Annotated in this window: 30 protein-coding genes and 1 rRNA gene; 16 read left to right on the top strand and 15 right to left on the bottom strand. The window is 32.7% G+C overall.

The features are described from left to right. A 23S ribosomal RNA gene (locus WDZ98_RS10850) occupies window positions 1-1,091 on the top strand; the annotation flags it as partial. 260 nt (window positions 1,092-1,351) lie between these two features. Here WDZ98_RS10850 and WDZ98_RS10845 read toward each other — a convergent pair. Next, entirely contained in the window at window positions 1,352-2,542 is a 1,191-nt protein-coding gene (locus tag WDZ98_RS10845) for a hypothetical protein (RefSeq protein ID WP_368057484.1), read from the bottom strand. 228 nt (window positions 2,543-2,770) lie between these two features. Continuing rightward, window positions 2,771-3,244 (bottom strand): RDD family protein, encoded by a 474-nt coding sequence (locus tag WDZ98_RS10840; protein WP_368057486.1) that lies wholly within the window; start codon window positions 3,242-3,244, stop codon window positions 2,771-2,773. A 261-nt stretch (window positions 3,245-3,505) separates the two neighbouring features. On the opposite strand from WDZ98_RS10840, the gene WDZ98_RS10835 reads away from it, so the two are divergent. Genes WDZ98_RS10835 through msrA form a run of 4 tightly spaced genes read left to right on the top strand, consistent with a single transcriptional unit; the run spans window position 3,506 to window position 6,361 of the window. Beyond that, window positions 3,506-4,339: a class I SAM-dependent methyltransferase gene (locus tag WDZ98_RS10835; protein ID WP_368057488.1), complete on the top strand. Its 834-nt coding sequence runs from the start codon at window positions 3,506-3,508 to the stop codon at window positions 4,337-4,339. A 55-nt stretch (window positions 4,340-4,394) separates the two neighbouring features. Further along, a complete protein-coding gene (locus WDZ98_RS10830; RefSeq protein WP_368057490.1) occupies window positions 4,395-4,778 on the top strand; it encodes a DUF6659 family protein in 384 nt (127 codons plus the stop codon). A gap of 57 nt (window positions 4,779-4,835) precedes the next feature. Continuing rightward, window positions 4,836-5,867, top strand: a complete 1,032-nt coding sequence (locus tag WDZ98_RS10825; protein WP_368057492.1) for a hypothetical protein — start codon at window positions 4,836-4,838, stop codon at window positions 5,865-5,867. A 38-nt stretch (window positions 5,868-5,905) separates the two neighbouring features. Further along, on the top strand, window positions 5,906-6,361 hold the full coding sequence (gene msrA / locus WDZ98_RS10820; RefSeq protein ID WP_368057494.1) for a peptide-methionine (S)-S-oxide reductase MsrA: 456 nt from the start codon (window positions 5,906-5,908) through the stop codon (window positions 6,359-6,361). Between the two features lies 1 nt (window position 6,362). Here msrA and WDZ98_RS10815 read toward each other — a convergent pair whose 3' ends face one another. Next, window positions 6,363-6,794 (bottom strand): universal stress protein, encoded by a 432-nt coding sequence (locus WDZ98_RS10815; RefSeq protein ID WP_368057496.1) that lies wholly within the window; start codon window positions 6,792-6,794, stop codon window positions 6,363-6,365. A 112-nt stretch (window positions 6,795-6,906) separates the two neighbouring features. Between WDZ98_RS10815 and WDZ98_RS10810 the strand changes: the two genes are divergently transcribed. The 3 genes from WDZ98_RS10810 to WDZ98_RS10800 are packed head-to-tail and all read left to right on the top strand — an operon-like array spanning window position 6,907 to window position 8,606. Then, a complete protein-coding gene (locus WDZ98_RS10810) occupies window positions 6,907-7,719 on the top strand; it encodes an alpha/beta fold hydrolase (RefSeq protein WP_368058408.1) in 813 nt (270 codons plus the stop codon). 36 nt (window positions 7,720-7,755) lie between these two features. Next, window positions 7,756-8,181 (top strand): AbrB/MazE/SpoVT family DNA-binding domain-containing protein, encoded by a 426-nt coding sequence (locus tag WDZ98_RS10805; RefSeq protein WP_368057498.1) that lies wholly within the window; start codon window positions 7,756-7,758, stop codon window positions 8,179-8,181. Further along, window positions 8,178-8,606, top strand: coding sequence for a hypothetical protein (locus WDZ98_RS10800; RefSeq protein WP_368057500.1), 429 nt, complete (start codon window positions 8,178-8,180; stop codon window positions 8,604-8,606). Before WDZ98_RS10805 ends, WDZ98_RS10800 begins: the two co-directional genes overlap by 4 nt. 31 nt (window positions 8,607-8,637) lie before the next feature. On the opposite strand, the gene phaC is transcribed toward WDZ98_RS10800, so the two are convergent. Both phaC and WDZ98_RS10790 read right to left on the bottom strand, forming a co-directional pair. Further along, window positions 8,638-9,702 (bottom strand): class III poly(R)-hydroxyalkanoic acid synthase subunit PhaC, encoded by a 1,065-nt coding sequence (phaC, locus tag WDZ98_RS10795; RefSeq protein WP_368057502.1) that lies wholly within the window; start codon window positions 9,700-9,702, stop codon window positions 8,638-8,640. Beyond that, complete coding sequence (locus WDZ98_RS10790; protein ID WP_368057504.1) at window positions 9,695-10,270, bottom strand: poly(R)-hydroxyalkanoic acid synthase subunit PhaE; 576 nt, start codon at window positions 10,268-10,270, stop codon at window positions 9,695-9,697. Before WDZ98_RS10790 ends, phaC begins: the two co-directional genes overlap by 8 nt. A gap of 53 nt (window positions 10,271-10,323) precedes the next feature. Here WDZ98_RS10790 and WDZ98_RS10785 point away from each other — a divergent pair, with 53 nt between their 5' ends. Together WDZ98_RS10785 and WDZ98_RS10780 are read left to right on the top strand one after the other, a co-directional pair. Next, entirely contained in the window at window positions 10,324-10,716 is a 393-nt protein-coding gene (locus tag WDZ98_RS10785; RefSeq protein WP_368057506.1) for a DUF6659 family protein, read from the top strand. A gap of 36 nt (window positions 10,717-10,752) precedes the next feature. Continuing rightward, window positions 10,753-11,163 (top strand): phosphoribosyltransferase, encoded by a 411-nt coding sequence (locus WDZ98_RS10780; RefSeq protein ID WP_368057508.1) that lies wholly within the window; start codon window positions 10,753-10,755, stop codon window positions 11,161-11,163. Window positions 11,164-11,167: 4 nt separating this feature from the next. Here the strand turns inward: WDZ98_RS10780 and WDZ98_RS10775 are convergent, their stop codons facing one another. From WDZ98_RS10775 to WDZ98_RS10765, 3 genes are all read right to left on the bottom strand, one after another. Next, the gene (locus tag WDZ98_RS10775; RefSeq protein ID WP_368057510.1) at window positions 11,168-11,455 is read right to left on the bottom strand and encodes a hypothetical protein; all 288 of its coding nucleotides are present in this window, start codon (window positions 11,453-11,455) and stop codon (window positions 11,168-11,170) included. 3 nt (window positions 11,456-11,458) lie between these two features. Next, window positions 11,459-12,370, bottom strand: a complete 912-nt coding sequence (locus WDZ98_RS10770; RefSeq protein ID WP_368057512.1) for a transcription initiation factor IIB family protein — start codon at window positions 12,368-12,370, stop codon at window positions 11,459-11,461. Window positions 12,371-12,491: 121 nt separating this feature from the next. Continuing rightward, window positions 12,492-13,928, bottom strand: a complete 1,437-nt coding sequence (locus WDZ98_RS10765; protein ID WP_368057514.1) for a M57 family metalloprotease — start codon at window positions 13,926-13,928, stop codon at window positions 12,492-12,494. A gap of 121 nt (window positions 13,929-14,049) precedes the next feature. Here WDZ98_RS10765 and WDZ98_RS10760 point away from each other — a divergent pair, with 121 nt between their 5' ends. Continuing rightward, window positions 14,050-14,388, top strand: coding sequence for a hypothetical protein (locus tag WDZ98_RS10760; protein WP_368057516.1), 339 nt, complete (start codon window positions 14,050-14,052; stop codon window positions 14,386-14,388). A 4-nt stretch (window positions 14,389-14,392) separates the two neighbouring features. Here WDZ98_RS10760 and WDZ98_RS10755 read toward each other — a convergent pair whose 3' ends face one another. Further along, on the bottom strand, window positions 14,393-15,397 hold the full coding sequence (locus tag WDZ98_RS10755; protein ID WP_368057518.1) for a biotin--[acetyl-CoA-carboxylase] ligase: 1,005 nt from the start codon (window positions 15,395-15,397) through the stop codon (window positions 14,393-14,395). Between the two features lie 36 nt (window positions 15,398-15,433). Continuing rightward, the gene (locus WDZ98_RS10750) at window positions 15,434-15,940 is read right to left on the bottom strand and encodes a hypothetical protein (RefSeq protein ID WP_368057520.1); all 507 of its coding nucleotides are present in this window, start codon (window positions 15,938-15,940) and stop codon (window positions 15,434-15,436) included. 78 nt (window positions 15,941-16,018) lie between these two features. Between WDZ98_RS10750 and WDZ98_RS10745 the strand changes: the two genes are divergently transcribed. Genes WDZ98_RS10745 through WDZ98_RS10735 form a run of 3 tightly spaced genes read left to right on the top strand, consistent with a single transcriptional unit; the run spans window position 16,019 to window position 18,034 of the window. Then, entirely contained in the window at window positions 16,019-16,432 is a 414-nt protein-coding gene (locus tag WDZ98_RS10745; RefSeq protein ID WP_368057522.1) for a CoA-binding protein, read from the top strand. Then, the gene (locus WDZ98_RS10740; protein ID WP_368057524.1) at window positions 16,429-16,788 is read left to right on the top strand and encodes a hypothetical protein; all 360 of its coding nucleotides are present in this window, start codon (window positions 16,429-16,431) and stop codon (window positions 16,786-16,788) included. The genes WDZ98_RS10745 and WDZ98_RS10740 overlap by 4 nt, the downstream gene beginning before the upstream one ends. Window positions 16,789-16,822: 34 nt before the next feature. Then, on the top strand, window positions 16,823-18,034 hold the full coding sequence (locus WDZ98_RS10735; protein WP_368057526.1) for a redox-regulated ATPase YchF: 1,212 nt from the start codon (window positions 16,823-16,825) through the stop codon (window positions 18,032-18,034). A gap of 171 nt (window positions 18,035-18,205) precedes the next feature. Here WDZ98_RS10735 and WDZ98_RS10730 read toward each other — a convergent pair whose 3' ends face one another. After that, the gene (locus WDZ98_RS10730; protein ID WP_368057528.1) at window positions 18,206-19,135 is read right to left on the bottom strand and encodes a cobalamin-binding protein; all 930 of its coding nucleotides are present in this window, start codon (window positions 19,133-19,135) and stop codon (window positions 18,206-18,208) included. Window positions 19,136-19,235: 100 nt separating this feature from the next. Between WDZ98_RS10730 and WDZ98_RS10725 the strand changes: the two genes are divergently transcribed. Beyond that, window positions 19,236-20,393, top strand: a complete 1,158-nt coding sequence (locus tag WDZ98_RS10725; protein ID WP_368057530.1) for a hypothetical protein — start codon at window positions 19,236-19,238, stop codon at window positions 20,391-20,393. Between the two features lie 74 nt (window positions 20,394-20,467). Here the strand turns inward: WDZ98_RS10725 and WDZ98_RS10720 are convergent, their stop codons facing one another. From WDZ98_RS10720 to WDZ98_RS10705, 4 genes are all read right to left on the bottom strand, one after another. Further along, window positions 20,468-20,755 (bottom strand): hypothetical protein, encoded by a 288-nt coding sequence (locus WDZ98_RS10720; RefSeq protein WP_368057532.1) that lies wholly within the window; start codon window positions 20,753-20,755, stop codon window positions 20,468-20,470. Window positions 20,756-20,872: 117 nt separating this feature from the next. Continuing rightward, window positions 20,873-22,261 (bottom strand): cysteine--tRNA ligase, encoded by a 1,389-nt coding sequence (gene cysS / locus WDZ98_RS10715; protein ID WP_368057534.1) that lies wholly within the window; start codon window positions 22,259-22,261, stop codon window positions 20,873-20,875. A 2-nt stretch (window positions 22,262-22,263) separates the two neighbouring features. Continuing rightward, on the bottom strand, window positions 22,264-23,055 hold the full coding sequence (locus tag WDZ98_RS10710) for an NAD+ synthase (RefSeq protein ID WP_368057536.1): 792 nt from the start codon (window positions 23,053-23,055) through the stop codon (window positions 22,264-22,266). Between the two features lie 218 nt (window positions 23,056-23,273). Then, complete coding sequence (locus tag WDZ98_RS10705; RefSeq protein WP_368057538.1) at window positions 23,274-23,576, bottom strand: Rieske (2Fe-2S) protein; 303 nt, start codon at window positions 23,574-23,576, stop codon at window positions 23,274-23,276. Window positions 23,577-23,651: 75 nt separating this feature from the next. On the opposite strand from WDZ98_RS10705, the gene WDZ98_RS10700 reads away from it, so the two are divergent. Then, a complete protein-coding gene (locus WDZ98_RS10700; RefSeq protein ID WP_368057540.1) occupies window positions 23,652-24,893 on the top strand; it encodes an adenosylhomocysteinase in 1,242 nt (413 codons plus the stop codon). Window positions 24,894-24,917 lie beyond the last annotated feature (24 nt).

The raw sequence follows: 24,917 nt of genomic DNA, 5'->3' as shown, positions 1-24,917 counted from the left end.
ACAGGCGACTGCTAGTCCGAAAGGATTTGTATAGTCGCTGAATCCTGGCCGGTGCCGGTACCTAAAACTTGGGTTCAACCGAGCTAAGGGCCGGTTAACGCCGGGAGTAACTCTGACTCTCTTAAGGTAGCCAAATGCCTTGTCGGGTAAGTTCCGACGCGCATGAATGGAACAACGAGAGCCCCACTGTCCCCGCCTACAACCCGGTGAAGCCACATAAGGAGGACGAACAGTCCTTCATCTTCCATCGGGGAGAGAAGACCCCGTGGAGTTTTACTGCAGCTTGTGCTTGTGATATAGTAAGAATTGCACAGGGTATCTGGGAGCTATGCTTAACGTTCTCCGGGATGTTAAGAAGCAACGATGTAACACCAGACTCTTTTTGCAGTATCACTTATCCGGTGAAGACCGGAGACACGTGCAGGTGGGCAGTTCGGCTGGGGCGGCACCCCTTTGAAAAGATATCAAAGGGGCCCAAAGTTGAGTTCAAACGGGGCAGAAATCCGTTGAAGAGGGCAAAGCCAAAAACTCGACTGAATGGATTTCCAAACGCACGGAATTCATAGACGAAAGTCTGGCTTAGCGATCCTTCGTGTGCCCACTATTGGGGCCCGGAGGTGACAGAAAAATTACCCCAGGGATAACAGGCTCGTCGCGGGCGAGAGCTCCTATCGACCCCGCGGTTTGGTACCTCGATGTCGGCTTTTCCTATCCTGGTCCTGCAGCAGGGGCCAAGGGTGAGGCTGCTCGCCTATTAAAAGGGAACATGAGCTGGGTTTAGACCGTCGTGAGACAGGTCGGTCTCTGCCTGATGGAAGCGCGAATAACTGAGGGGAAGTTGCTCCGAGTACGAGAGGAACAGAGCAGCGTGGCCACTGGTTTACCGGTTGTCTGATAAGGCAGGCCGGGCAGCTAAGCCGTTTAGGCTAAGTGCTGAAAGCATCTAAGCACGAATCCTATCCCGAGACAAGTTATTCTTTCGTAAGATGAAGGTCGGCAGCAAAATACTGCGTTGATAGGAAGGTGGTGTAGATCACAAGCTTCGGCGAGTGGTGAGCCAGCCTTTACTAATAGACCAACACATCGGTTCAGCCACTTACATAGAGACTATGCGCGATGAATCATTTTCAATTCATCAAGTGAAAATATACACGACTTGTACGATGATTTTATTTTTAATCATACATAGCGTAAGCTATGGACGATTAATTGATAATTACTCCTAGCGTAAGCTATGCTAGATTACTCTATTATTGAAAATAATCTACAATCACTTGCTGCATTGTATCAAACAAGCAATTTATTATGACAATGGGAATATCTGAATCTTTTAAAAAATCTACAACATTTACTATATTATTACCTGTTTGACAATCTTGTCTTCAAAAGTTGTTGGCACACTAAAGGAACTAATAAAATTACAACTGTCCCCTTCTATTGTTGGTTCAGTTAATGGGAACCAAAAGTGCATTGCATAGTCTCCAGGTTCAACATCCAAAGTGAATTTTCCTATCCATCCATTTTGGTTTCCTATTTCGGAAATAGGCTCGAATGTAAAATCAACAGAACCTTCTCTATCTTCAGGGTTTTTCTGAATCAAATCATCTCCGCTGTCTGGAAATGAGAAGTATTCTGAGATGGTGGAAATTATTACCGGATCGATTTTTTCATTAGGATCATTTTCTTTAAACCATTTGTTAGTTGCATGAACTTCTTCATCAAAGAATTCTAATGCGAATTGGCCTGGACCTGGCTTTGGAACGGATATTCCTATTTTCATTCTTGCATCATCATGTATTACTCCATTAACACACTCTCCAGTAATTTTAAACTCGATTTCTTTTGGTTTGTTTTTCTTGTTAGGATCAACTATTTTTAGATACACATCTGGACTTCCATCAAAATTCATATCTAATGTTCCTTCATGTTCAACTATTTTCATTTTTTTAAAGTGTGGATCTTTGAGTGATTTTTTAATTAAATCCAAAGATTTTTTGAAATTTTTAATTGCGTTATCATAATCTCCATCATCTAATGCCTTACTACCTTCTTCAAATTTTTCTATTGCTTTATTCAGTTTATTGAGTCCTTTGTCACTCATAATCATATTTTCAACACTGTCAATTATATTGCCAACAAGTATTTTGTCTACATTTAGAATTTTGATGTTAATTTGTAATATTTTTTCTTTGATTGTCTCTATTTCTTTTTTGTCTTTCAAAACTGCATCTAATTTGTTTATGGCATGACTATCATCATTCAATACATTTTTCCCATGTTTAAAATTTATCGTTGATTCGTCCTTCCAGAATTTATCATCTAAACTCTTTTCTAGTTTTTTGATTGTTGAATTGATAATCTTCTTTGTTTTTTTACTAGTTTCTGAATCTAACTCTAATTCTTTTAACTCCTTTATGATATTTTGTTTTTCTTGTTGAATTGAATCTGCAAAGATTTCAGAATTGGTTGAAAAACTCATTGATAATAGTAAAATTGAAAATAGAATTGTTGGGATTTTTTTTATATTCATACTTTTTTTCATTTTCTATTCCTCTCTAACTCTTGGTTGTAGACTATATTACAATATTTTCTAATCTTCCCATCTTTGGGAATTCTTTACTCTTCTAATTCTATATCTTTTTGAAGTTCTTTTGGCAATCCTACCCACCACTGATTTTGGTTTTCAGACATTACTCGCAAAGATCTAAAGTTGCTAATAGATCTGTTGGTTAATTATTCACAGTAATCATTCAAGAAAATCTGACAAAATTCAATCTTTTATGAATTTAATGTCTGTTTCTTTAATTTTCACAATTAATGTGTCTCCTAGTTTGTTGAAAATTCTTTGACGTTTTTTATTGGTTAAAATCCATCCTAAGATAACGTCTAATGGAAGTAAAAATGACTTTCCAAAACTACTTATCACAATACTTTTCAAATCTGGATTGCCTCCTTTCATATTGGTTATCTTTAGATTGAGAATTTTTTTCCCTATTGTTTGACCTGTTTTGTATTCTAAAATTGTCCAATATCCAAAAAACAACAAGCTAGTTGGAATGTATTGAATACTTTCTATCCAAAATCCCTCTTCTTCAAATTCATAATATATCGACCCAAACAATACAAAAATCATCATTGTAGAAATACTTGAAATTATGATAAAATCAATCAACCATGCAAGAATTCTATCTGTCCATTTAGCGATTATTATTTTTGATGATGTTTCAGAGTCTAAATCATCCATATCTTTCACTTTAAATTAATAAAACATATTGATTACTAAACATTTGATGTATCATCATTGATTTATCTAATACTTATTCATATGAAACCATGAAAACAAAATTTACCACCTCTTGTTCATCTTGTGGTGATAAAATTTAATCTGGAAGCAAGATTATAAAAATAATGATGAGAACTGGGTGCATAAACACTGTGTGGATGATTCAGAAGGTTTGCCTTAGAAATTAATAGTGTAGATATTCAAACCTTTTTAGAATTATTTTTGGTATCGATAAACCCCCTTGATCTATTTTTGTGGACATTTCGCAGAAATGAAACAGATGTTGTAAAACTCTATACTTCTCTTTCTCCAATAATGCAGTTGGCAACTGGTGGGTCTATGCTTAATTTTGGGTTTTGGTCAAAAGATCATCCAGATCCAATTTCTGCTCAAAACAATCTATGTGTGATTTTTGCAGATATGGCTGAATTGTCTTCTGCAACACACGTTGTTGATGTGGGTAGTGGGTTATCTTCTCCATCCAAATTGTGGAGAGACACATATCCAGATCTCAGATTATATGATGTAAATATAAATTTCAAACAATTGACATATACTGGTCAAGAAAAAAATATTGAATTCCTCAACTCCACTTCTACTAAATTACCGTTTGTTAATAATTCCATTGATCGTGTTTTAGCATTAGAATCTGCACAGCATTTCAAACCTCTATCTGATTTTATTTCTGAATCCAAAAGAATTTTAAAAAAATCAGGACTACTTGTGATGGCAGTTCCTGTTGTTATAGAATCTTCATCCATTGGAAAATTAGGACTTTTAAAATTTACTTGGTCATCTGAGCATTATAGTTTTACTTATCTCAAAGAATTAATTATGTCTTTTGGATTTTCAATATCTGAAGAAAAATTCATTGGTTCAAATGTTTATGAACCTCTTGCCGAATATTATTTAAAATACAGATCAAACTTAAAAGAATCTATTTCAAGTAATTATGCTCCATACGTTGAAAAAATTCTATGTAAATCAATTCAAAAAATGAAAAAGGCATCTGAAGAAAAGATAATAGATTACGTGTTATTGAAATGTCATTTGTAATCGATTTGATCTTTTCTAGGCTAGGTTTTTATTTTTGATACTTTGATTATAAGATATGTCTGATCTTAACCCTACTTTGTATTTGTATACCCAAAAATGTACTCAATTATTAGGAGAGCCTGAAATTCGTTTTGCAGGAATTGTTGATAAAGGCGGTCAACTCATTGCAGGGGGATTTAAAGAAGGACTTGTTCCTCATGAAGGTGACGAGACCCGTTTACAGTCTTTTCTGGAATTTGTTTCTAAAGCATCAATACGAAAAGAATATGATGAAAGTTTAGGTCCTATTAACTATCTTGCTGCACGTAGAGACAAAGCAGTCTTGGTAAGTTTTCCGTTTCCAATCACACAAATCTTACTACTAATTTCTGCAGAACCTTCTGCTAATATTGAAAGTTTAGCAAAAAAGGTTGTAGAAATATTCACCGATGTTATTTAACTTCTTATTAATCTAGAGCATTCTTTAATTATACGGGCAAAAAATTAGTGTTTGCACATGAATCCGTGGTTTGTATTTTTTACATCCTTGTTGCTTATTCCATCAGTGTTTGTTACTTCGTTTGCCACTATCACTGATTTTACTACTGATAAAACATTGTATCATACTGATGATTCAATTGTTCTCTCTGGAAACGTTGTATATTCTCCTGATCTTTTTTCTATAATTGTTCAAATAGTTACTCCAAGTGGAAATGGTATGGCACATGTTGATAGTATTATTCCAAAAAATGATGGAACTTTTACAAAAATTATCAATGTGGGTGGACCTACATGGTCTGAAAACGGTCAATACAAAATCAAAGTTTCATATGGTGGAAATCTTGAAAAATTCATCAGTTATGAAAAAACATCCGATTACATTCCACCTAACTCTCAACAAAGTAGCACTCCAATTAATAATGTTCCAAAAAGCAATATTCCGATTAATGACACTCCACAAAACAATGTAATTGATAGTTCTTTTACAGAAAATCCAAAAATGTTAATTTCTGGATTTCCATCTTTAGATCAATCCCCACAATACTATATTGATAGATACAACAATGAACCTGAATTCAAATCTTGGTTTGATTTACAATTTTCACTTTATAGTATTGATGAAGTGGTAGGATATCCTCCAACCATTATTCAAAATTATTTTTCTTTAGATAAATCCCCACAATACTATATTGATAGATACAACAATGAACCTGAATACAAATCTTGGTTTGACTCTCAACTTCCCGGAAAAACAATTTATTTTGCTTTGGGATTTTTTACATATGTTCCTGATTGGATAAAGACATATGCTCAAAATTGGGCTATGGGGGAGATAACTGATGAAGAATTCATTTACGGTTTAAATTTTATGTTACAAAATAAAATAATTGTGCTTTCAGATTTAGATGATTCTTCTCCTATGGTTGATGATCTTCCTTCATGGTTTAGAAATACTGCTTTTTGGTGGTCTAATGATTTAATTTCTCAACAAGAATTCATCAATTCAATAAAATATCTTATTCAAGAAGATATCATTATAATTGAATAATTAGAATCATTTTAATTCTATTCTTTGTATGACTCTTTATGAAAGCAACTTTTGGTGCAGGATGTTTTTGGCATGTTGAAGATTTATTCAGTAAGACAAAAGGAGTAAACTCAACTGCTGTCGGATACATTGGTGGACAGTTACCTAATCCAACATATGAAGAAGTTTGTACAGATAAAACTGGCCATGCAGAAGCTGTAGAAGTTGATTATAATCCTGATGAGATCTCTTTTGAAGAATTATTAAAAATATTTTGGGAAAACCATAATCCCACAACATTGAATCGTCAAGGACCTGATGTTGGAATTCAATATCGTTCTGCAATATTTTATCATGATGAAAAACAAAAAGAAATTGCAGAAAATTCAAAACAAACACTTGAAAAATTAGACAAATATTCTCTTCCAATTGTAACTGAAATTGTTCCTGCTCCAACTTTTTACAAGGCAGAAGAATACCATCAAAAATATTTCAAAAAGCACGGATTTTCTTAGATCATTTCACTATTACTACAGGAATTTTTGCTGTATGTATAACATAGTTGGATACACTTCCAAAAAACATCTCTTTTGCTGAGCTTCTTCCTCGTGATCCCATAACAATCATGTCAAAATGTTCTTTCCCGTGAGCAAATTTGATGATATTGTATCCTATGTCCCCGTTAATGATTTTCTCTTTAAACATAATTCCATTTTTTGCTGCTAGTGTTTTGGCCTCATCCATGAATTCTTCTATTTGCTTGTTAAATGACTCTCTTACTGAGCCTGTTCCTTTAAATTCTGAACGTGATGGTGTGTTTATGGAATATATTCCGGTAATTATCGCCCCGCAATTTCTGGCTAATGTGATTGCCGTTTCTAACCCTCTTATGGAATTTTGAGATCCATCTAATGGAACTAAAATTTTTGAAATTTTCTTTTTTATCACATGTATGACTTATTTATGATCTTAAAAAACATATTTCTAATTATTCATATTCTGGAGATCTTCATGAATCATAAACTCACTGATCGCCAAATTAACTAAAGCTTATCTAGTGATGATAATTGTTGCTAAAATAGTGAATGAGAAATTCCTTCAAATTGATGGACACAAAATTCGATATTTAGAATCAGGTAATTCCAAAAACACCCTTGTATTGATTCATGGATTAGGTGCATCTGCAGAAAGATGGAATAGAGTAATTCCTTTATTTTCAGATTCATTTCATGTTGTTGTTCCTGACTTGATAGGATTTGGATACAGTGACAAACCTACTATTGATTACACTCCTGATTTATTTTCAGAATTTCTTGAAAATTTTTTTATCGCAACTGGAATTGAACGTCCTAATATAGTCGGTTCTTCTTTAGGTGGACAAATCTCTGTAGAATATGCATCAATACATTCTCAAGAAATTGAAAAATTGGTTCTTGTCTCTCCCGCAGGGATGATGAAACAATCTACTCCTGCACTTGATGCATATATAATGGCTGCACTATATCCAAACGAATTAAGTGCAAAAAATGCTTTTGAACTTATGGAGGGATCTGGAAAAAGCGTTGATGCTAATATCGTTAATGGTTTTGTCGAACGAATGCAATTACCAAATGCCAAACTTGCTTTCATGTCGACAGTTCTGGGATTGAAATATTCAAAATCTATTGCTTCTAAACTTAAGTCGATTTCAACCCCCACATTGATCATATGGGGTGGTAATGATCCAGTAATACCAATTAATTATGCTGATGATTTTGTTTCTGCAATACAAGATTGTAGGTTCTATAGAATGGATGGATGTGGTCATACTCCATATGTTGAGGATCCGCAAACTTTTGCCGCAAAGGTTTTGGAGTTTTTGAATGGTATTTAGATCACTTTAAATACCACTTAATTCCTACCACTACCAATGAATGGTAATCAAAACCTTTATGATCCTTCTGAGATGTTCAAATCTTGGATCCAAAAAAGTGGACGTGCTCAAGCAGAATTTATGAAAAATTTTGGTTCTTTGATGATCAATCAAACCAGCCAAACATTCAATCCTTTAGAGACTCTCAAAGGTGTTTCTGACAGTGCTAGACAAACTCAATCTGACATGATGAATAACATGTCCTCGATGCAAAGTAAAAGCATGGATACTATGTTTAACATCGGCCAAATGCTTCCTTCATTCATGAATTGGGGTGCTTACAAAACTACCATTAGTAGTAATGGGAGAATCTCTATTCCTGAAGCTGAACGTAATGCACTTGGTTTAGGCGATGGTGATTTAGTTCAAGTCATTATCCTACCAATCGCAAAAAAATCAAAAAATAAGGAGGTGAAACAATGAGTAAAAACGAAACAACACAAGGAAATTCTAAAGATATATTTTCTGTATATCAAGAAAACGTCGACAAACTCTTCAACGGTATTAGACAATCAGTACCACAATATCATCAATCAATTACTAACGTACAACAGGAATACCTACAAGCATATGAAAACGTAGTAGATTCAGTTATCACACTACAAAAAGATTATGTAAAGAAAGCAGGTATTGCAACAAACATTCCTGAAGCAACACTAAAAGTAATTCATGATACAACTGAAGAATTTGTAAAGGCATCTTCTATACAAAATCAAGTAGCACTTGCAACTATCGATGCAACACAACAAAATATCAAAACATTCAACGATAATGCAAAATCATTCGCTGACTTGAACAGAAACATTCTTCAATCTTGGATTTCTACATTCGCCACAAAGAACAACTAGTGGTAAATCTATTTTTTAATCTTTTTCTTTTTTATGATCTTTCAGCTAGCCATTTTCCTAGCTCTGGTAAGACTTTATTCTGTGATAAAGAACTTGCAATCATTCCCACATGTCCTGTAGGATACATTCTTAATGTTTTGTCTTCGCTTCCGATGGCATAATGCAATGGCATACTGCATTCTGGTGAAACCAAATGATCTCCCACTGCGATCTGTGTAAAAGTTGGCATGTTTATTTTCTTTAAATCCACATGTTCTTTGCCTACATACATCTTATTTTGAATAAGCAAGTTGTCTTGATAGATGTCTTTAATCCATTGTTTGAAGAGCTCGCCTGGGATTGGAGGGGTGTCTCCTAACCATTTTTCTATTCTAAGAAAATTATCTACAAATTTTTTATTATCTATGTTTTTGAAAAATTTAACATATTTCTCAATTCCTTGCTCAAATGGTTTGAGTACTGAAAAACAATAATACATGAATTCAGGAGGCATGTTTCCTATCGTATCTACCATTTTATCTACATCCATATGTTTTGCAAGATTACTAATCACAGTAGTATCTCGCCATCCATCAATTACCGGTGCTGTCGCAATGTAGTTTTTCACACTTTCTGGATGCAGTGATGCATATGCAGTTGAAATAGTTCCGCCTGTACAATATCCTTGTAATGAAATTTTTTCAGTAGATGATTCATTTTTAATATATTCTACGGATGAATCTAAATACCCATTCACATAATCGTCAAAATCCAAATACTTGTCCATGCTAGTTGGCGTCCCCCAATCTAACATGTATATGTCAAAACCTTGCAGCAGTAAATTTCTTACCCAGCTTTTTTCTGGTTGAATATCTAATATGTGGTATCTGTTAATTAACGCATACGATATTAGCAAAGGTGTTTTGTGCTGTTTGTCTGTAAGTGGTCTATAATGTAACAATCTGGTTTTATCGATTTTTTGTACTGTGTCGTGTGGTGTTACTTCTAAACTGATTTCATCTGGTGCTGAAACTAATTTTGGAGCATCAAAAACATTTTTACTGAATTTTAAAATCTCCTCCAAAATTTTTGGGTCTATTTTTGACTCGCTATGCATTCTTTTTTACCTCTTTTTTCTTTACCTCTAATTCTAGTTTAGCAACACGTTTTTTTAGTGAATGGAGTTCCTTGTACACTTCGTCTATTTCTTCTTTACTTGGAAGGTTCGCAGATTGTAAAATCACATTTACAATATTGTTCCAATGTTTTGTAAGTTCTAATTCTTTAGATACAAGTCTTCCATAATTTTCCCCAAATTTTTCAGAATCAAACAATTCTGTAAAATCGTTATCAAAAATATCTATCCAAATTCTTTTGAATGATTCAATTTGTTCTACATCTTGGGGTATATCTGGTGCCTTCACATTGACTTTTTTTTGAGCTACTCCCCACGTGTCTGCAAGTTGCTTGTAGTATTCAGTAAGATATTGATTAAATCCTATTAGATCCTCATTAATTTCAATTAATTCTGTTGTGATTTTTTTTGAATTTGCAGCAAATGCTCTCATTGGCCCTGTTGATGCTAATGCTTGCGGTTTACTTGACATCAAATGTATGATGTCTGTCCAAAATAGTGACAAATGCTTGTAATAATCTACAGTGTTTTTTGATACATCTGGTTGCACAGATATCGATAATTGCAGATCGCAATAAATAGTTCGCTTGTTAAATTATACTAATGGACAGTGTTGAGGATCTAGAAAAATTATGTCAAAAAATCATAAAATTAGATCCAAAAATGCGTTCAGCTAGGCTCATCAATAACAGGGGGCATCTTATTGCTGGAGGGATGAAAGATGGCATCTTGTCCCTAGAAGATCAAAAACAAGATGAAATGATGTTCATGGAACTTGCATTACGGGTAAGAATGAGGCATGAGTTTGATGCTGAATTTGGCGAAGTCCATTTTTCAATGTCTTATAGGGACAAAGTAATCGTTATGAGTTTTCCATTAAGTAATGATGATGTACTGTTATTATCTTGTGAAAAAGATATTGCTTTTGGAAAATTACCTTTCAAAGTTCTAAAACTTATCACATCTTTGAAAAAATCTCCGATTAAGACATTTTAATGCCAACAACTTAATTCTGACTATTAAAAAATAATTATGGCTTTGGAACAGTATGTTGATTGGTCTGAAATAGAATCTTTGATTATGATTCTGTCTGATCTTATCAGAAAATCTCCTAGATCTTTTTCAACTATCACAACTTTAAGTAGAGGGGGATTGATTCCTGCTCGTCTATTGGCCGATCATTTGGGAATCCAAAAAATTCTTGTAGATCCAACAACTATTTCTTCTGATTCTTTAGTTGTTGATGATATTTTTGATTCTGGAAATACATTTAAAAAAATTCAATCTTTAGTTGATGATTCGTCTAGATTGTTTTTTGTTACTTTGTTTGCAAGACATGGAAAACAATATCCAAATCAACTAGTATATGCTAAACAAACTAATGATGATGGCTATGTTGTATTCCCATGGGATAGATTAGAATTCAAAAACTCGCAAAACTAGAATTTTATTTCATACATTCAGGATATTTTCCCTCATGACGTTTTTTGTAATCTATAATTAACTCATTTTTACTCTTCTCATAGTCTATATCTTTTTTATATCTAAATCTTGATGCTTTTGAAATGCATTCTTTTGATTTGTCTACTTCGATCGATTTTTTCATATTTTCAGAACCTCCAATAAATAATATTTTCATATTTTTATGCATCATATACACACCTGGAACTTGTGGGATCCTTGAAATTAACTCTTGATTAAAATCAAACCACTCTGACCATTCGTTCTCTGACATTTTTTAATCATTAAGCATTTTTCGTAATCCTGCACATCTATTTCTGATGGTTACTTCTGTAACTCCTGATGCTGTTGAGATATCTTTTTGTGATTTTACTTCTCCTGTACTAATACATGCAAGATAAAGTGCAGCTGCAGCTATCCCCATTGGATCTTTTCCAGCCACCATGCCTAATTCTTTTGCTTGATTTAAAATAGATACAGCTTTGCGTTTACTTTTCTCACTCAAATCTGCGATACTTGCAATTCTGGAAACTCCTTTCACAGGATCAACTACTGGCATCTTTAATTCAAGCTCTCTGAAAATTAATCTGTAACATCTTGCAACGTCTTTTCTTCTAATGTTGATTCCTTTGGCAATGTCATCCAGCGTTCTTGGTGTTTCTGTATTTCTACAAGACGCGTAAAGACATGCTGCAACTAATCCTTGAATTGAGCGACCTCTTACTAGTTTTTTCTCCATTGCCTTTCTGTAAATGTACGCTGCTTTCTCAATAACTGCATCCGTTAACGCTAATTTGTCTTTCAGTTTGTCCATCTCATTTAACGCTTGTCTCAAATTTCTATCTGCAGAAGAATGAGCTTGACTTCTACTGTCCCATGTTCTTAGTCTTTCAATAGAACTCTTCACACTGGATGATAATGGTTTTCCAGTTGCATCTTTGTTGGCTGCGCCAATCACAGTTGATAATCCCATATCATGCATGGTCAATGACGTTCCTGCTCCTACTCGTGTTCTATTTCCTTCGTCATTGGAAAATGAACGCCATTCCGCACCTGTGTCTGTAATTTTATCTGTGACAACCAATCCGCAATTTCCACAGAATAATTCCCCAGTGTTTTGGTCTGTGACCATTTTTTTATCTCCACAAGATGGACATTTGGGTCCTGAAACTATTGAATTTTTAAGCATAATATTGATGATTTGGCCTTTTTCCTTATTATCCGTTTTACCTAATTTCTGCAGGTTAATTGTGTGTAGGTCAAGCTAACCCTCATTCTAATTTTTTAGAATATGATCTGATTTCTTTGCATTAACTTAGGAGACAATATGCATACGATGGTGTGAATGATGGATACATGATATTGTTTTTGTCATCTATATGCTTCAATCCAATTGAATGACCTAACTCATGAGTCATAATTGTTTCTACACTTTGCACGTCGTATAATTGGAAACTACCGTCACAATTGTAATCTCCTAATGTTACTTCTACAACCCCTTTTCCTATATGTGCATGTCCTAGAACTCCATCCCCGATGTTTCTAACTACCCATGTTACCCAGACATTTGCTTCGTGTTTGAGTTTGGTTACTTCAAATTCCATTCTTGCTTTTTGATTGTCTGTTGATAATTCTTGTTCTTGCCAAAACAAAAAGGAATTCTTCAATGTGCTTACATGATCTAATGGAAGTCCTGATGGTTGTTCATTTATGAATACTTTGTAACGAATAATGTATGTCCCGTTATCTATTCTATATGTAGGATCTGGGAATTTTTCAGATGCTGTTTTTACCTCTTGTTCAAAATTCCATTTTATATAATCTCTGAGAAACTTCTTTATTACATCTTGACTTGGATTTGGATATTCGATATATCGTTTTTCTTTGGAAATATTGTTTGAAATATCTTTTAGATATCTTTCAAATAAATAAAATTCATAATTTAGTTCTTCTTGAGATTTTTGAGTATTTTGAGATTTTATCTTAACCAGTCCATTCTCCATTAAATATTGTATACCTAAAACAAACGCATCATCATCAATTTGTTTATCTGCCCACCACCCTGCATTATTTTTTACCCATTCAGGAATTTTTTCTTCATTTTGATTTTGTTCTTTGACAGTAGGAATTTGAATAATGTTGTGTTCTATCAAGTAAGTCAATGCCGAATTGAATTCTTTATCTTCTATATTGTCTTCTGACCACCATTTTGCAATTGGTCGTATCCATTCTGGTATATTTGTGATAGGATTTTTTTCTAAATCTTTTGGTTTTTCAGTAGAAATGTATGGGTATTTTGCAATTACTTTGTTGATGAAATTTTTGTAATTATTTATGACTATGTTATTTGGGTTTTCATTTGCTGCTCTCTCAAAATATTTTTTTGATTCTTGGTATTCTCCAAGATTTCCAAATCCCACCCCCATACCAGCTAATGATACAACGTCGTTTGGTTTATGTTGTAATACTTTGAAGAACTGTTTAAGTGAATTATCATGTTCTTCAAGATTACTTAAAACTATACCTTTCATCTTAAGTGTTGAAATATTATTTGGTACAATTTCTAAAATTTCATCATAAGTTGTCAGCGCTTCTTTATACTCTCCTTTGACAAAATGTTCTTTTGCTTCATTAAACATAGCTTCTGCATCTTCTTCAGATTGAGCAAAAACTATTCCTACTGTAATAGAAAAGCCACACGTAATTATTATTAGCAAATAACCTAATATCATTGTATTATTTTTCATATTCTTAATTTTGTTTATAGTTTATTTCTAATTTATACTGAATATGTGGGTATTTTTAATTTTAAAAGTATGTTACTCTGTTAGAAAATCTTTAATTCGCCATTGAATAGGTGATTCTGTATTGGCAAATATTGGAGCAGGAGAAATAATATATGATCTACGTAAAAAAATCCAAGAAACTAAATCAGAATTGAATCAATTAGGACTTGTCTCCGATATTCCTGAACTAATCACTTCTGCAAATTTATTACGTTCAAATGAATATTTGTTGAAAGTAAATGATAAAAAAACTACATTAATTTCTGCATATGAGATATATTCTAAATCTTTAGAGGAATTATTGTTATCTGTTTTTGAGATTCAACAAGATCTCAAAGAAGTTCTAAAAGAGCAATCTTTTCTAATTTCTAAACAATCTAAGAAAAAAACTAAATCTAAATCAAAAACCCGAAAAAAATAACACATTATTTTGATAAATGGATTACATCTCCTGCAATTATTCTATGTGTTTTGTCATTTTCTACTATTAGTGCACCTTCATCATCGATCTTGATTGCTTTTCCTTTTATTTTTACATCTCCTGTGTTTATCTCTACTTCTTTGCCTATAGTTGAAGATCTTAATGTCCATTCGTCAATAATATTTTTTGTTTGTTTTGCATTAAGTAATTCATAGACTTTTTCTAACTCCACTAAAAAACTTTGAACCAATGATATTGGTTTTATGTTCTTTTTTTGGTCACTAATAGAGTATGCACCATAAAAATTCTGTGTTCCTTTAAGTGATTTTTCAATTTGTTTTACATTTACATTAAAATTAATCCCTACACCTAAAACTAACTTTTCAATTTTATTTGATTCTAATGATGCATCTACTAACATCCCTGCTATTTTTTTCTCTTTTATCGTTAAGTCATTTGGCCATTTTAATTTTGGTTTTATTGAAAATATTTTTTCTAATGCAATAGATAATGCAAGAGCAGATGCAATTGGGAATAATGTTGCAATGGATATGTCAAATTTTGGCTGTAAGATAACTGATAACCATATTCCACCTTTTGGCGATATCCATTTTCTCCCAGATCTTCCTCTACCGCTTGTTTGTTTTGATGCTGTTATTACAGCTCCATCATTTGTAGAGTCACCTGCCATTTTCAAGGCTTGATTTTGTGTTGAATCAGTCGTGTCAAAATAATATGCTTTTTGTCCAATGATCTTTGTTTTTAGATTTGAGGTGATTTCCCACGGTAATAATAAATCTGAATTTTCTATAAGCTTGTAACCTATTTTTTGTTTTGATTCTACTGTGTATCCTAACTCTTGAATTTTTTTAATGTGTTTCCAAATTGCAACTCTACTGATGTGTAACACATCACTCAAATCTTGACCTGACAGATACTCTGTATTGTGAGTTTTTAAAAATGTGAGTACTTTGACTAGTCCTGTATTGTCAAATGAATTATAATTCAACTACTAGTTGATTTCATTTCAAGTATAAAATACACACTAGAATCCAATGTCAAAATCAAATCCTCCACCATCCGTATCTCCCCCCTCCATACTGCCATCGCCTGTATCTGGAATATTTTCTGGTGCTACATAATCTGACATTGCCATTCCCATCATACTAAACATCATACTAAACATCATCATATCCATTATTCCAAAGAACATCAAAGAGGGAATGATTCCTTTGTTATTTTCCATTTCTTGTTTTAATTTTTCTTTATCTCCTGTTTTATACATCATTGCCATTTGGTTCCATTTTGTTTGTAATTCATGAACTCTTTGGTCTACCTCGTTTACCCCTTTTTCAGTAATTGTAATCTCTGTTTTTACTCCAAACCATCCTTTTTTCTCCTTAGCTTGAATGAATCCTCTATCTTCTAATTGCTCTAAAATTGAATTAAGTTCTTCAGGTTCTATCTGTGTCATTTTTTGGATTTTTTCAAATTTTTTAATTCCTTGTTTTATCGCTCCTAAAACTATGACATCTTTTGGCTCTGAATCCATAACAAATCATTTCTAATGTGACTAAAAAATTCTTTGTTTAGTTACAAAAATTATATTCTGTGTTATTGTCTAGTTGATATGGAACAAGATCTTCAATCTGACGAACAAATTCGTAAAATTTTATCTTTGAATCGAATTGTAGTAGTTGGCATGTCTAAAAACTCTTCCAAGGCCGCCCATTATGTGCCTAAATATCTTTTAGAACATGGGTATGATATTACTCCCGTTAATCCAACAACTGATGAGATTTTGGGGAAAAAATGTTATTCTTCTATTTCTGAAATAACCGAAGATGTAGATGTTATTGATGTGTTTAGACCATCTGATCAGGTTTTATCTATAGTTCAAGAAGCGATAAAGAAAAAACCTAAAGTGATTTGGTTTCAAGAAGGAATTCATAATCTGGAAGCTGAAGAATTGGCAAGACAATCTGGGATTCAAATTGTTTTTAATCGATGTATGCTAGCAGAACACCAAAGACTATTACAATGACCAATTTTGAAAACTTCTATCATGATTTATTAGAATTTACTAAAAAATATGAACAACAAAACATTCCTCTAAAAATAGAAAGAGATCTTGAAAATGATATAATCAAAATATTTGGTGAGAAAATAACTCCTCTCTCTAGAGCCCAAAATGGTCTTAATGATGTAACTGAACTAGCATATACTGCTGCAGAACATCATCCTTTTTGGAATTTAATATACAATTGCTCAGAAATTACAAATAGTGTATTAGAAAAATGGAAAGATTCTCTTTCTGAAGATGACTTGTCTGATATTGAATGGTCCATCAAAGAACTCAATCAAACACTTGAAAAAATAAAAAAGAATTCTAAATCTTAGGCAGAGATAAATATTCTGCAATGTTAATAACTGTGTGCCAATCAAGCTTGGTTTAATTGGAAAAACAAACACTGGAAAAACAACTTTTTTCAATTCAGCTACTCTTTCTTCAGAAGAAATTTCATCCTATCCATTTACTACCAAGTCTCCTGTATCTGGGGTAGCTAATGCAATCACTCTTTGTGTTCATCCTGAATTCAAAATTCAGGATAATCCAAATAATTCTAAATGTCTTGATGGATGGAGGTATATCCCAATTGAGCTAATTGATTTGCCTGGCCTCATTAAAGATGCTTGGAAGGGTAAGGGTCTTGGAAATCAATTTTTGTCTATTGCTGCACAATCTGATGCATTACTTCATGTTGTTGATGCATCAGGTGGAATTGATTCAAGTGGAAGAATATCTGAAGTTGGAACTGGGGATCCAATATCTGATTTTGCAGATATTGAAGAAGAATTAACTATGTGGTATCAGAAAATTCTGGAAGGTAACAGAGATAAAGTTTCAAAATTAATTAAAACTGGTGCTAATATTATAGATGCCATTACTGATCTTTATCGTGGCATTGGCGTGAATAAATCTCATGTCAAAAAAACACTTCAAGCTACTAATCTTGAAGAAAAAGATTTTGACAATTTTGACATGATAGATAGTAAAAAATTTGCATTGTGTTTACGAAAAATATCTAAACCTACATTGATTGTTGCAAATAAAATTGATGTTGAAGGTGCTGACAAAAATTTTGCTAGATTACGAGAGCGATACAATGATTCTATTGTAATCCCTGTAAGCGGAGATAGTGAATTTAGTCTTAGACGTGCAGAACAAAAAGGTCTGATAAAATATTCTCCTGGTTCTGAAACCTTTGAAATTATTAAATCTGATGAACTAAATGAAAAACAAAACAATGCTCTAAATTTTATCAAAAAAGGAATAATGGGTGAATACATGCGGACTGGAGTTCAATTTGCAATTAATGTTGCTGTGTTTAAATTATTAAAAATGAATTCTATCTATCCTGTGGCTGATGAAAAAAATCTTGCTGATAAGAAAGGTAGAGTATTGCCTGATTTACTTTTACTAAAAGATGGGGCAACAATTAACGACCTTGCAAAAGAGATTCATACTGATTTAACAAAGGGTCTTCTTTATGCAAAAGATTTGCGATATAATCTTCGATTACCTGTAGATTACCAATTAAGAGATAGGGATGTCGTGTCTCTGGTTAGTGCTGCCAAAAAGTGATCATATTTACTTAATTTCTTTTAGTTTTATCAAGACATTATTTGTCATTTTTAACAAACTGTCTATTTCTTGGTCTCCTGCAAAAGTTCTTGTCATATACAATAATTTCCAAAATTGGGGATAACCACTAGTATGTTATGCTATATGACAGTCATTTTTCTGAACCTGCTCTCAATCATTTCCAATTTTCACAAATGATTTGTCTGAAACCTTCAAATTCACAAATTTTTCAGGCTGAATGATTTTTGCAAGAATCTCTAATCCTTCTACGGTTCTAATGCTAGGTTTACTGAAAAATGAGTTTGCATCAACTGCAAAAACTCGATCCTTTTTTACTGCATCTAGAAATTCCCACATTTTATTTTTTTTTAGATTTTTTTTGTATTCTGAGATTGTTCTGTTAATGTCAAAACCACATGGCATCAAAATAATTATGTCTGGATTTGATTTTATTATTTCATTAATTTCAAGTCTTCTTGATTGTTCACCTGTTTTGCTTATCAGATTTACTCCTCCTGCAATTTCTATCATTTCTGGAATCCAATGACCTGCAGTGAAAAATGGTTCTAGCCATTCTATTGCAAGTACTTTTGATGTTTCGTTATTGACGTTATTTTTGATGTATTTGATTCTCTTTTCAAGTGATTCAACTATTTCATTTGCCTTTTCATTTTTATTTAGTATTTTGCCTAGTTCTATGACTGATCTTATTATTTCCTTCATATTGCGAGGATTCATGTAATGTATGGTTGGTTTTCCCCCAAGGATTCTAATCGCTTCATTTACTTGACTAGTATATGCTGCACAAACCTCGCATGTTTCTTGTGCTATAATTAGATCCGGATCAGCATTTTTCAAATTATTTTCTTGTATTACAAAAATATTTTTCCCTTCATTTAGTAATTTACATGTCATGACATCGATCTCTTTACTGTCTAATTCATCTGATTTTATTACAGAATTGATTACTTGTGGTTTCAGTGATGCTTCTTCTGGGTATTTACATTCATGTGTAACTCCGTATAGATCATCCTCTACTCCAAATTCATAGAGTAATTCAGTTGCACTTGGCAAAAAAGAAACAATTCTTTTTACTTTCATATTTTCAATATAGTATTTTCCATTAAATATTGTCTGTTCACAAACTATCAATTTTATGAATTGGACAGGTTAATAGACACATTTTTACGCATAAATTACAATGTTCTCTGATTCTCAAAACATACGACGGGCAATTCTTGCTAGATGGCATGAATCCCTTTCAAAACATGGTAACCTATTTTCATCTGATTCTATTAGTGGTACTAGTCCACCGTCTGTTTTTGTTGGTTCGTATAATTATCCTAAAGTCTCAGTGGGTCCAATGGTTCCCCCTGTTCATGGTGATACCAGCTTACTTGATAGTCCTGAACAGTGGTCAGGAAAATCTTTGGAAGATATTGTTAATTTCAGATTAAGTTTAGTTCGTGGAATTCAAAAAATATCTGTTGACAATGTCGATGGAAGATACATTGAAAATCTTCAAGAGGTTGCCATGTCTTCCAAACCTCTTGATTCTGATTTGATTTTCACAAAATCAACTTCTCAAAACATTTCACTTGATGGTGAAAGTGCACCTTTTGGCCCTATCGGTGAAATAAAATCTGCAAAATTTTCTGGAATCACTCCTGTTAAATCAATTGAAAAAATATACTATGACAAAGATTTGAATGCTCAAGATGCTGTGGTGAATTTGTATAACTCAGGAATTGAAATCTCGAAAATTCAAAAATGTTTCAGTATTGGTATGCTGGGTAAAAAAAGAAAACTTGTCCCAACTAGATGGAGTATTACTGCAACTGATGACATAATCTGTAAACATTTGATTGATGATATTTTGAACTATAGTCTAATTGATTCTTGTAGAGTTTTTTCATACACTCATCTGGCAAATATTTTTTCGGTTGTTTTATTTCCACATAGGTGGGTTTACGAAATGATTGAAGCTTGGTATTCCAATGATGTTATGGGATTTGGTTCTGATTATGAGGATGCACGTGGAATTGATCATCCTCCTGCAATTGCAGGTGCTTATTTTGCAGCTAAATTAGGCGTTTTAGAGTACCTTCACAAAAAGAAAATTCAAGCAGGAGTTGTTGTTCTACGTGAAATTAGACCTGAATATGCTATCCCTGTTGGCGTTTGGCAAGTTCGTGAAGGTGTTCGTAAGGCAATGCTTCAAAATCATACAATTGCAGATAATTTTGATCATGCTTTGAATTTGGCATCAAATAAGATGAGTGTTAGTAAATCTGAATGGCTTTCTCATGGACACATTACTGGATTAATAAAACAAAAAACGATGTCTGATTTTTTCTAACTATAATTTTTGTATCAATATTTCTATGTAGACACAGTTGCTGTTTAACACATAATTTTACAAAACAAGGAATTTTATCCTTTAATAGATACCATTTTTTCTTTCTTATCTATCCGTTTTTTCTTAATTAGACTAAACATAATCATTCCAACATTAATAATTGAAATAATTTCAATCAAATCTACTCCGTAAAGTAACCAGTCTAGCACCGGATTTATCCTGGAGACAATCCCTGCTTCTAACATAATGTCTGCATTCCATATCATATGTGGAACTTGGATGAATTGTATAATTGCAATTATAATTACACTTCCAAGTATTTTATTTTCATACCATTGCCAAAATTTATTCCAAGTATTCATACCATATTGTATTTTTTTATTCTATTAAACAATGTGAAAATTAGATTAAACTAATTAGACTTCCCTAATTTCTTCAAGCATAAAAATGATTAGTCTAAACTAATTCTTAATTTAATTTTAATCATCTGCTTTGATTTTTTCTTTACGTATCCATATTGTTTTTCCTTTATGATCAATTAGTTCTACATTCATTTCGTTTAGTCTATCCCGTATCTTATCTGCATTCTCAAATTGTTTTTCTTTTCTATATTGTTCTCTATCTATGATCAATCTATCAATTTCTTGTTTTTCATTTTCAGTAATTTCTGGTATGGATAATCCTAGAATATTTTGCATTCTCTTTAACTCTGTTTTGATATTTTCTACATCATTTCTGCCTAGTTTTTCATCTGCTGCCAATCTATTGGTTTCTTTAATTAATTGAAAAAATGATGACAATGCAAGATGTGTGTTTAAATCATCTTCTAATGCATTGTCAAACTCTATTCTTATTTTTTCAACAATTGATTCATTTTCCAAATTATTTTCTTTATTTGTATGAATTAATTCATAATGACAAATCTCTGCCTGTCTCCATTTAGTTAAATTTTCTTTTAGCAGTTCTTCAGAATAATCAATGGGTTTTGAATAATGTCCTGATAGACAAAATAATCTTATGACATTGGCTCCCCAGTTATCTAAAACATGATTGATTGATTTTACATTTCCAATTGATTTTGACATTTTTTCACCATTAATCGTTACCATTCCCACATGCATCCAAATCTTAGCAAATTGAACTCCTGTACATGATTCAGATTGGGCAATCTCATTTTCGTGATGTGGAAAAATAAGATCTCGTCCTCCTCCATGAATGTCAAAATTCTCTCCAAGATACTTTATGCTCATTGCAGAGCATTCGATATGCCATCCGGGTCTGCCTTTTCCCCACGGACTGTCCCATACTGGTTCGTTATCTGATAATTTCCATACTGCAAAATCCAATGGATCTTTTTTTTGCTCATCGATCTCTATTCTTGCTCCTGACTGAAGTTCATCAATTTTCTTTTTAGATAGTTTCCCATATTCGGGGAATTTTGACACTGAAAAATACACTCCATTTTTTGTTGTGTATGCAATATCTTTTTTAATTAATTTTTCAATGAATTTTATGATCTCATCAATATGTTCTGTTGCTTTTGGGTAATTTGTTGCACGTTTAACGTTTAATCCGTCAAAATCTTTAAAATAATTTTCAATGTATTTGCTGCTAATTTTATCTGCTGTTGTATTTTCTGCATTAGCTCGATTTATGATCTTATCATCTACATCTGTGAAATTTTGGATAAATTCTATCTTACTGCCTTTACTTTCCAAATATTTTCGAAGAACATCAAAAACTATTATGGTTCTGGCATGACCTATATGTGATTCATCATAAACAGTCACTCCACACAAATAGATTTTCAAGTTTTTTGAAACATCTATGTTTTTTTCAGATTTTGATAATGTGTCTTGTAATTTCATACTTATTCTGTCTCAAGTTTTGCTGGCAACATTCTTTTGTGTTCACTGTCTTTGTTTAACTGATTTATCTTTTCTATGGTTGTTCTGTCTATTTGCGTTACTTTTTCTGTTTCATCAATAGTTAATTTTTTGTCAAACATGCAATACAAAATGGAATCTATTTCCTCGTATTGTATTCCTAACTCCTTTTCTGCTTCATGTTCTTTCCATAAATGAGGACTGCTCTTTTTTGAAACAATCTTTTCTGAAATTCCAAGATGCCTTGCAATTTCCCTAACTTGAAGTTTGTATAGTGAAATAATAGGCGTAATGTCTGATGCTCCGTCTCCATATTTAGTAAAATATCCAATCAGATATTCACTTTTATCACTTGATCCTAATACTAGGTAGTTTCTAATATTTGCATAATAATACAAAATATTTGTTCTAATTCTTGCACGTAGGTTTCCTCTAGACTTTTCATTTGGTTCAAGATACATTGAATATTCGTTTATTATTGGATGTATGTCAATCAGCTTGTATTCTATTCCTGTAAGTGAGATAATTTTTAATGCATCTTCAGTTTCTATTTTGGGAGTAATTGATGTATCTGGCATTATCAATGCAAGGGTTTTCTCTTTTAATTTTCCTCTACAAACGTATGCCAAAACTGCTGAATCAATTCCTCCACTTAATCCTAAGATGACTCCCTTTGCATGATTTTTTTCTATTTGTTCTGAAACAAATTTTTCTATTTTATTAGTAATTGAGGAATAATCTTGATTTGTAATTTCATCTATAATCTCTTGATTCAACAACTATTTTTCAGAATAAATGAGAATAAAACTTATGCCTAATTTTGAATCTGAATTCGTTCATTTTGAACACACATTATTCCTTATACTAATTTGATATAGTATTATTACAGAATAATCTGTGCCCAACAATCCATACCTAGCAAAAGAGAGTGCTTCTCTCTTTTGCATTCATACTAAACTTTACTGTATATGCTGTATCTTTTTTAAATTCACAATTAAATATCTACATAAATTCCGTCGTCTCTTGCTTCCACAGGATACGTTGCAAGTTTTACTTCTTTGAGATAATCTACAAGTTCGCCTGTTTTGATGTTATAATGCCAAAAATGTAATGGGCATTCTACAATATCCCCTTCTAATTTCCCTGGTGCAATTGACCCATCTTGATGAACACAAAGATCATCCATTGCATGATATCCATCTTGATTGAAAATAGCAATCTGTTTTCCGTCTATTTTGAATGCTTTACCTTTTCCAGACACGACAGATCCTTTGTCAGCAATTTTCTTCCAAGTCAATATTTTTGTGATATATTTGTCATTTATTTACATTCGCATGATAGAATTTTATAGTCTGATTTTTGAATTCATTTATTGAGTAAAGTTAAGACTAGTCCAAAATTAATCAAAGATGGCAAACTATCGTATGAATGGGCTAGATCTCATATGCAAATTCTAGATAATACTATTAATCGTTATAAAAAATCAAAACCTCTCAAGGGAATCACTCTTGGATTCTGTTTGCATATTACTAAAGAAACATCTGTACTGTTAATGGGTGCTAAAGAATTAGGTGCAACCGTTGCATGTTGTGGTGGCAATCCTCTTACTACTCAAGATGACATTGCTGCATTTTTGGCATCACAAGGAATTCATGTGTATTCTTGGCATGGACAATCTGTAAAAGAATATGACTGGTGTATTGATCAAGTGCTAAAACACAAACCAACAATTTTAACTGATGATGGAGCTGACATGAACATTAAAGCTCATTTTGATAAGCGATTTAACATGATGAAAATTTTAGGCGCGACTGAAGAAACCACTGCTGGTGTTACTAGAATTAGAGCTGTGGAAAATCAAGGCAAACTTCGTTACCCTGTAATCTTAGTTAATGAAGCTTACACCAAACACATGTTTGATAATAGATATGGAACTGGGCAAAGTACTATTGATGGTTATCTTCGTGGAATGAATCTACTCATGGCATCAAAACGTGTTGTAGTAGTTGGATATGGTTGGGTTGGACGTGGTGTTGCATCTAGATTTCATGGAATGGGTTCTAAAGTTATTGTTACTGAAGTAGATCCAATCAAAGCTTTAGAAGCTCACATGGATGGATTTGAAGTAATGCAAATGTCTCAAGCTGCAAAGATTGGTGACATGTTTGTTACATGTACTGGAATGACTAGCGTCATTAGAAAAGAACACATCTTACAAATGAAAAATGGTGCAATTATGGGCAACGTTGGTCATTTTGATGTGGAGATTGATAGTAAATTCTTACTAAAATCATCAAAATCTGTGAAAGAGGTAAGACCAAATCTAGATGAATGTACCTTGAAAAATGGAAAAGTGGTTTACCTTATTGGGCAGGGAAGACTTGCAAATTTGGTTGCAGCAGAAGGCCATCCACCAGAAGTTATGGCTCAATCTTTTTCAAATCAAATTTTATCGGTTTTGTATATTCTTAAAAATCACAAGAAAATGGAAAATAAAATTATCAATGTTCCTGAAGAAATTGACAAGCAAGTTGCAGTTGATGCGCTAAATGCAATGAATGTTAAAATTGACAGACTTACTCCTGAACAAGTAAAGTATTCTAACAGCTGGTAAACTTCTTAACCTCAATTACGCCTT

This window comes from Candidatus Nitrosopumilus sp. (genome assembly GCF_040878665.1).
Taxonomy (GTDB): Archaea; Thermoproteota; Nitrososphaeria; order Nitrososphaerales; family Nitrosopumilaceae; genus Nitrosopumilus.
The sequence above is the reverse complement of the archived record's forward strand: the minus strand, read 5'-3'. Positions and strand labels throughout refer to the sequence as shown.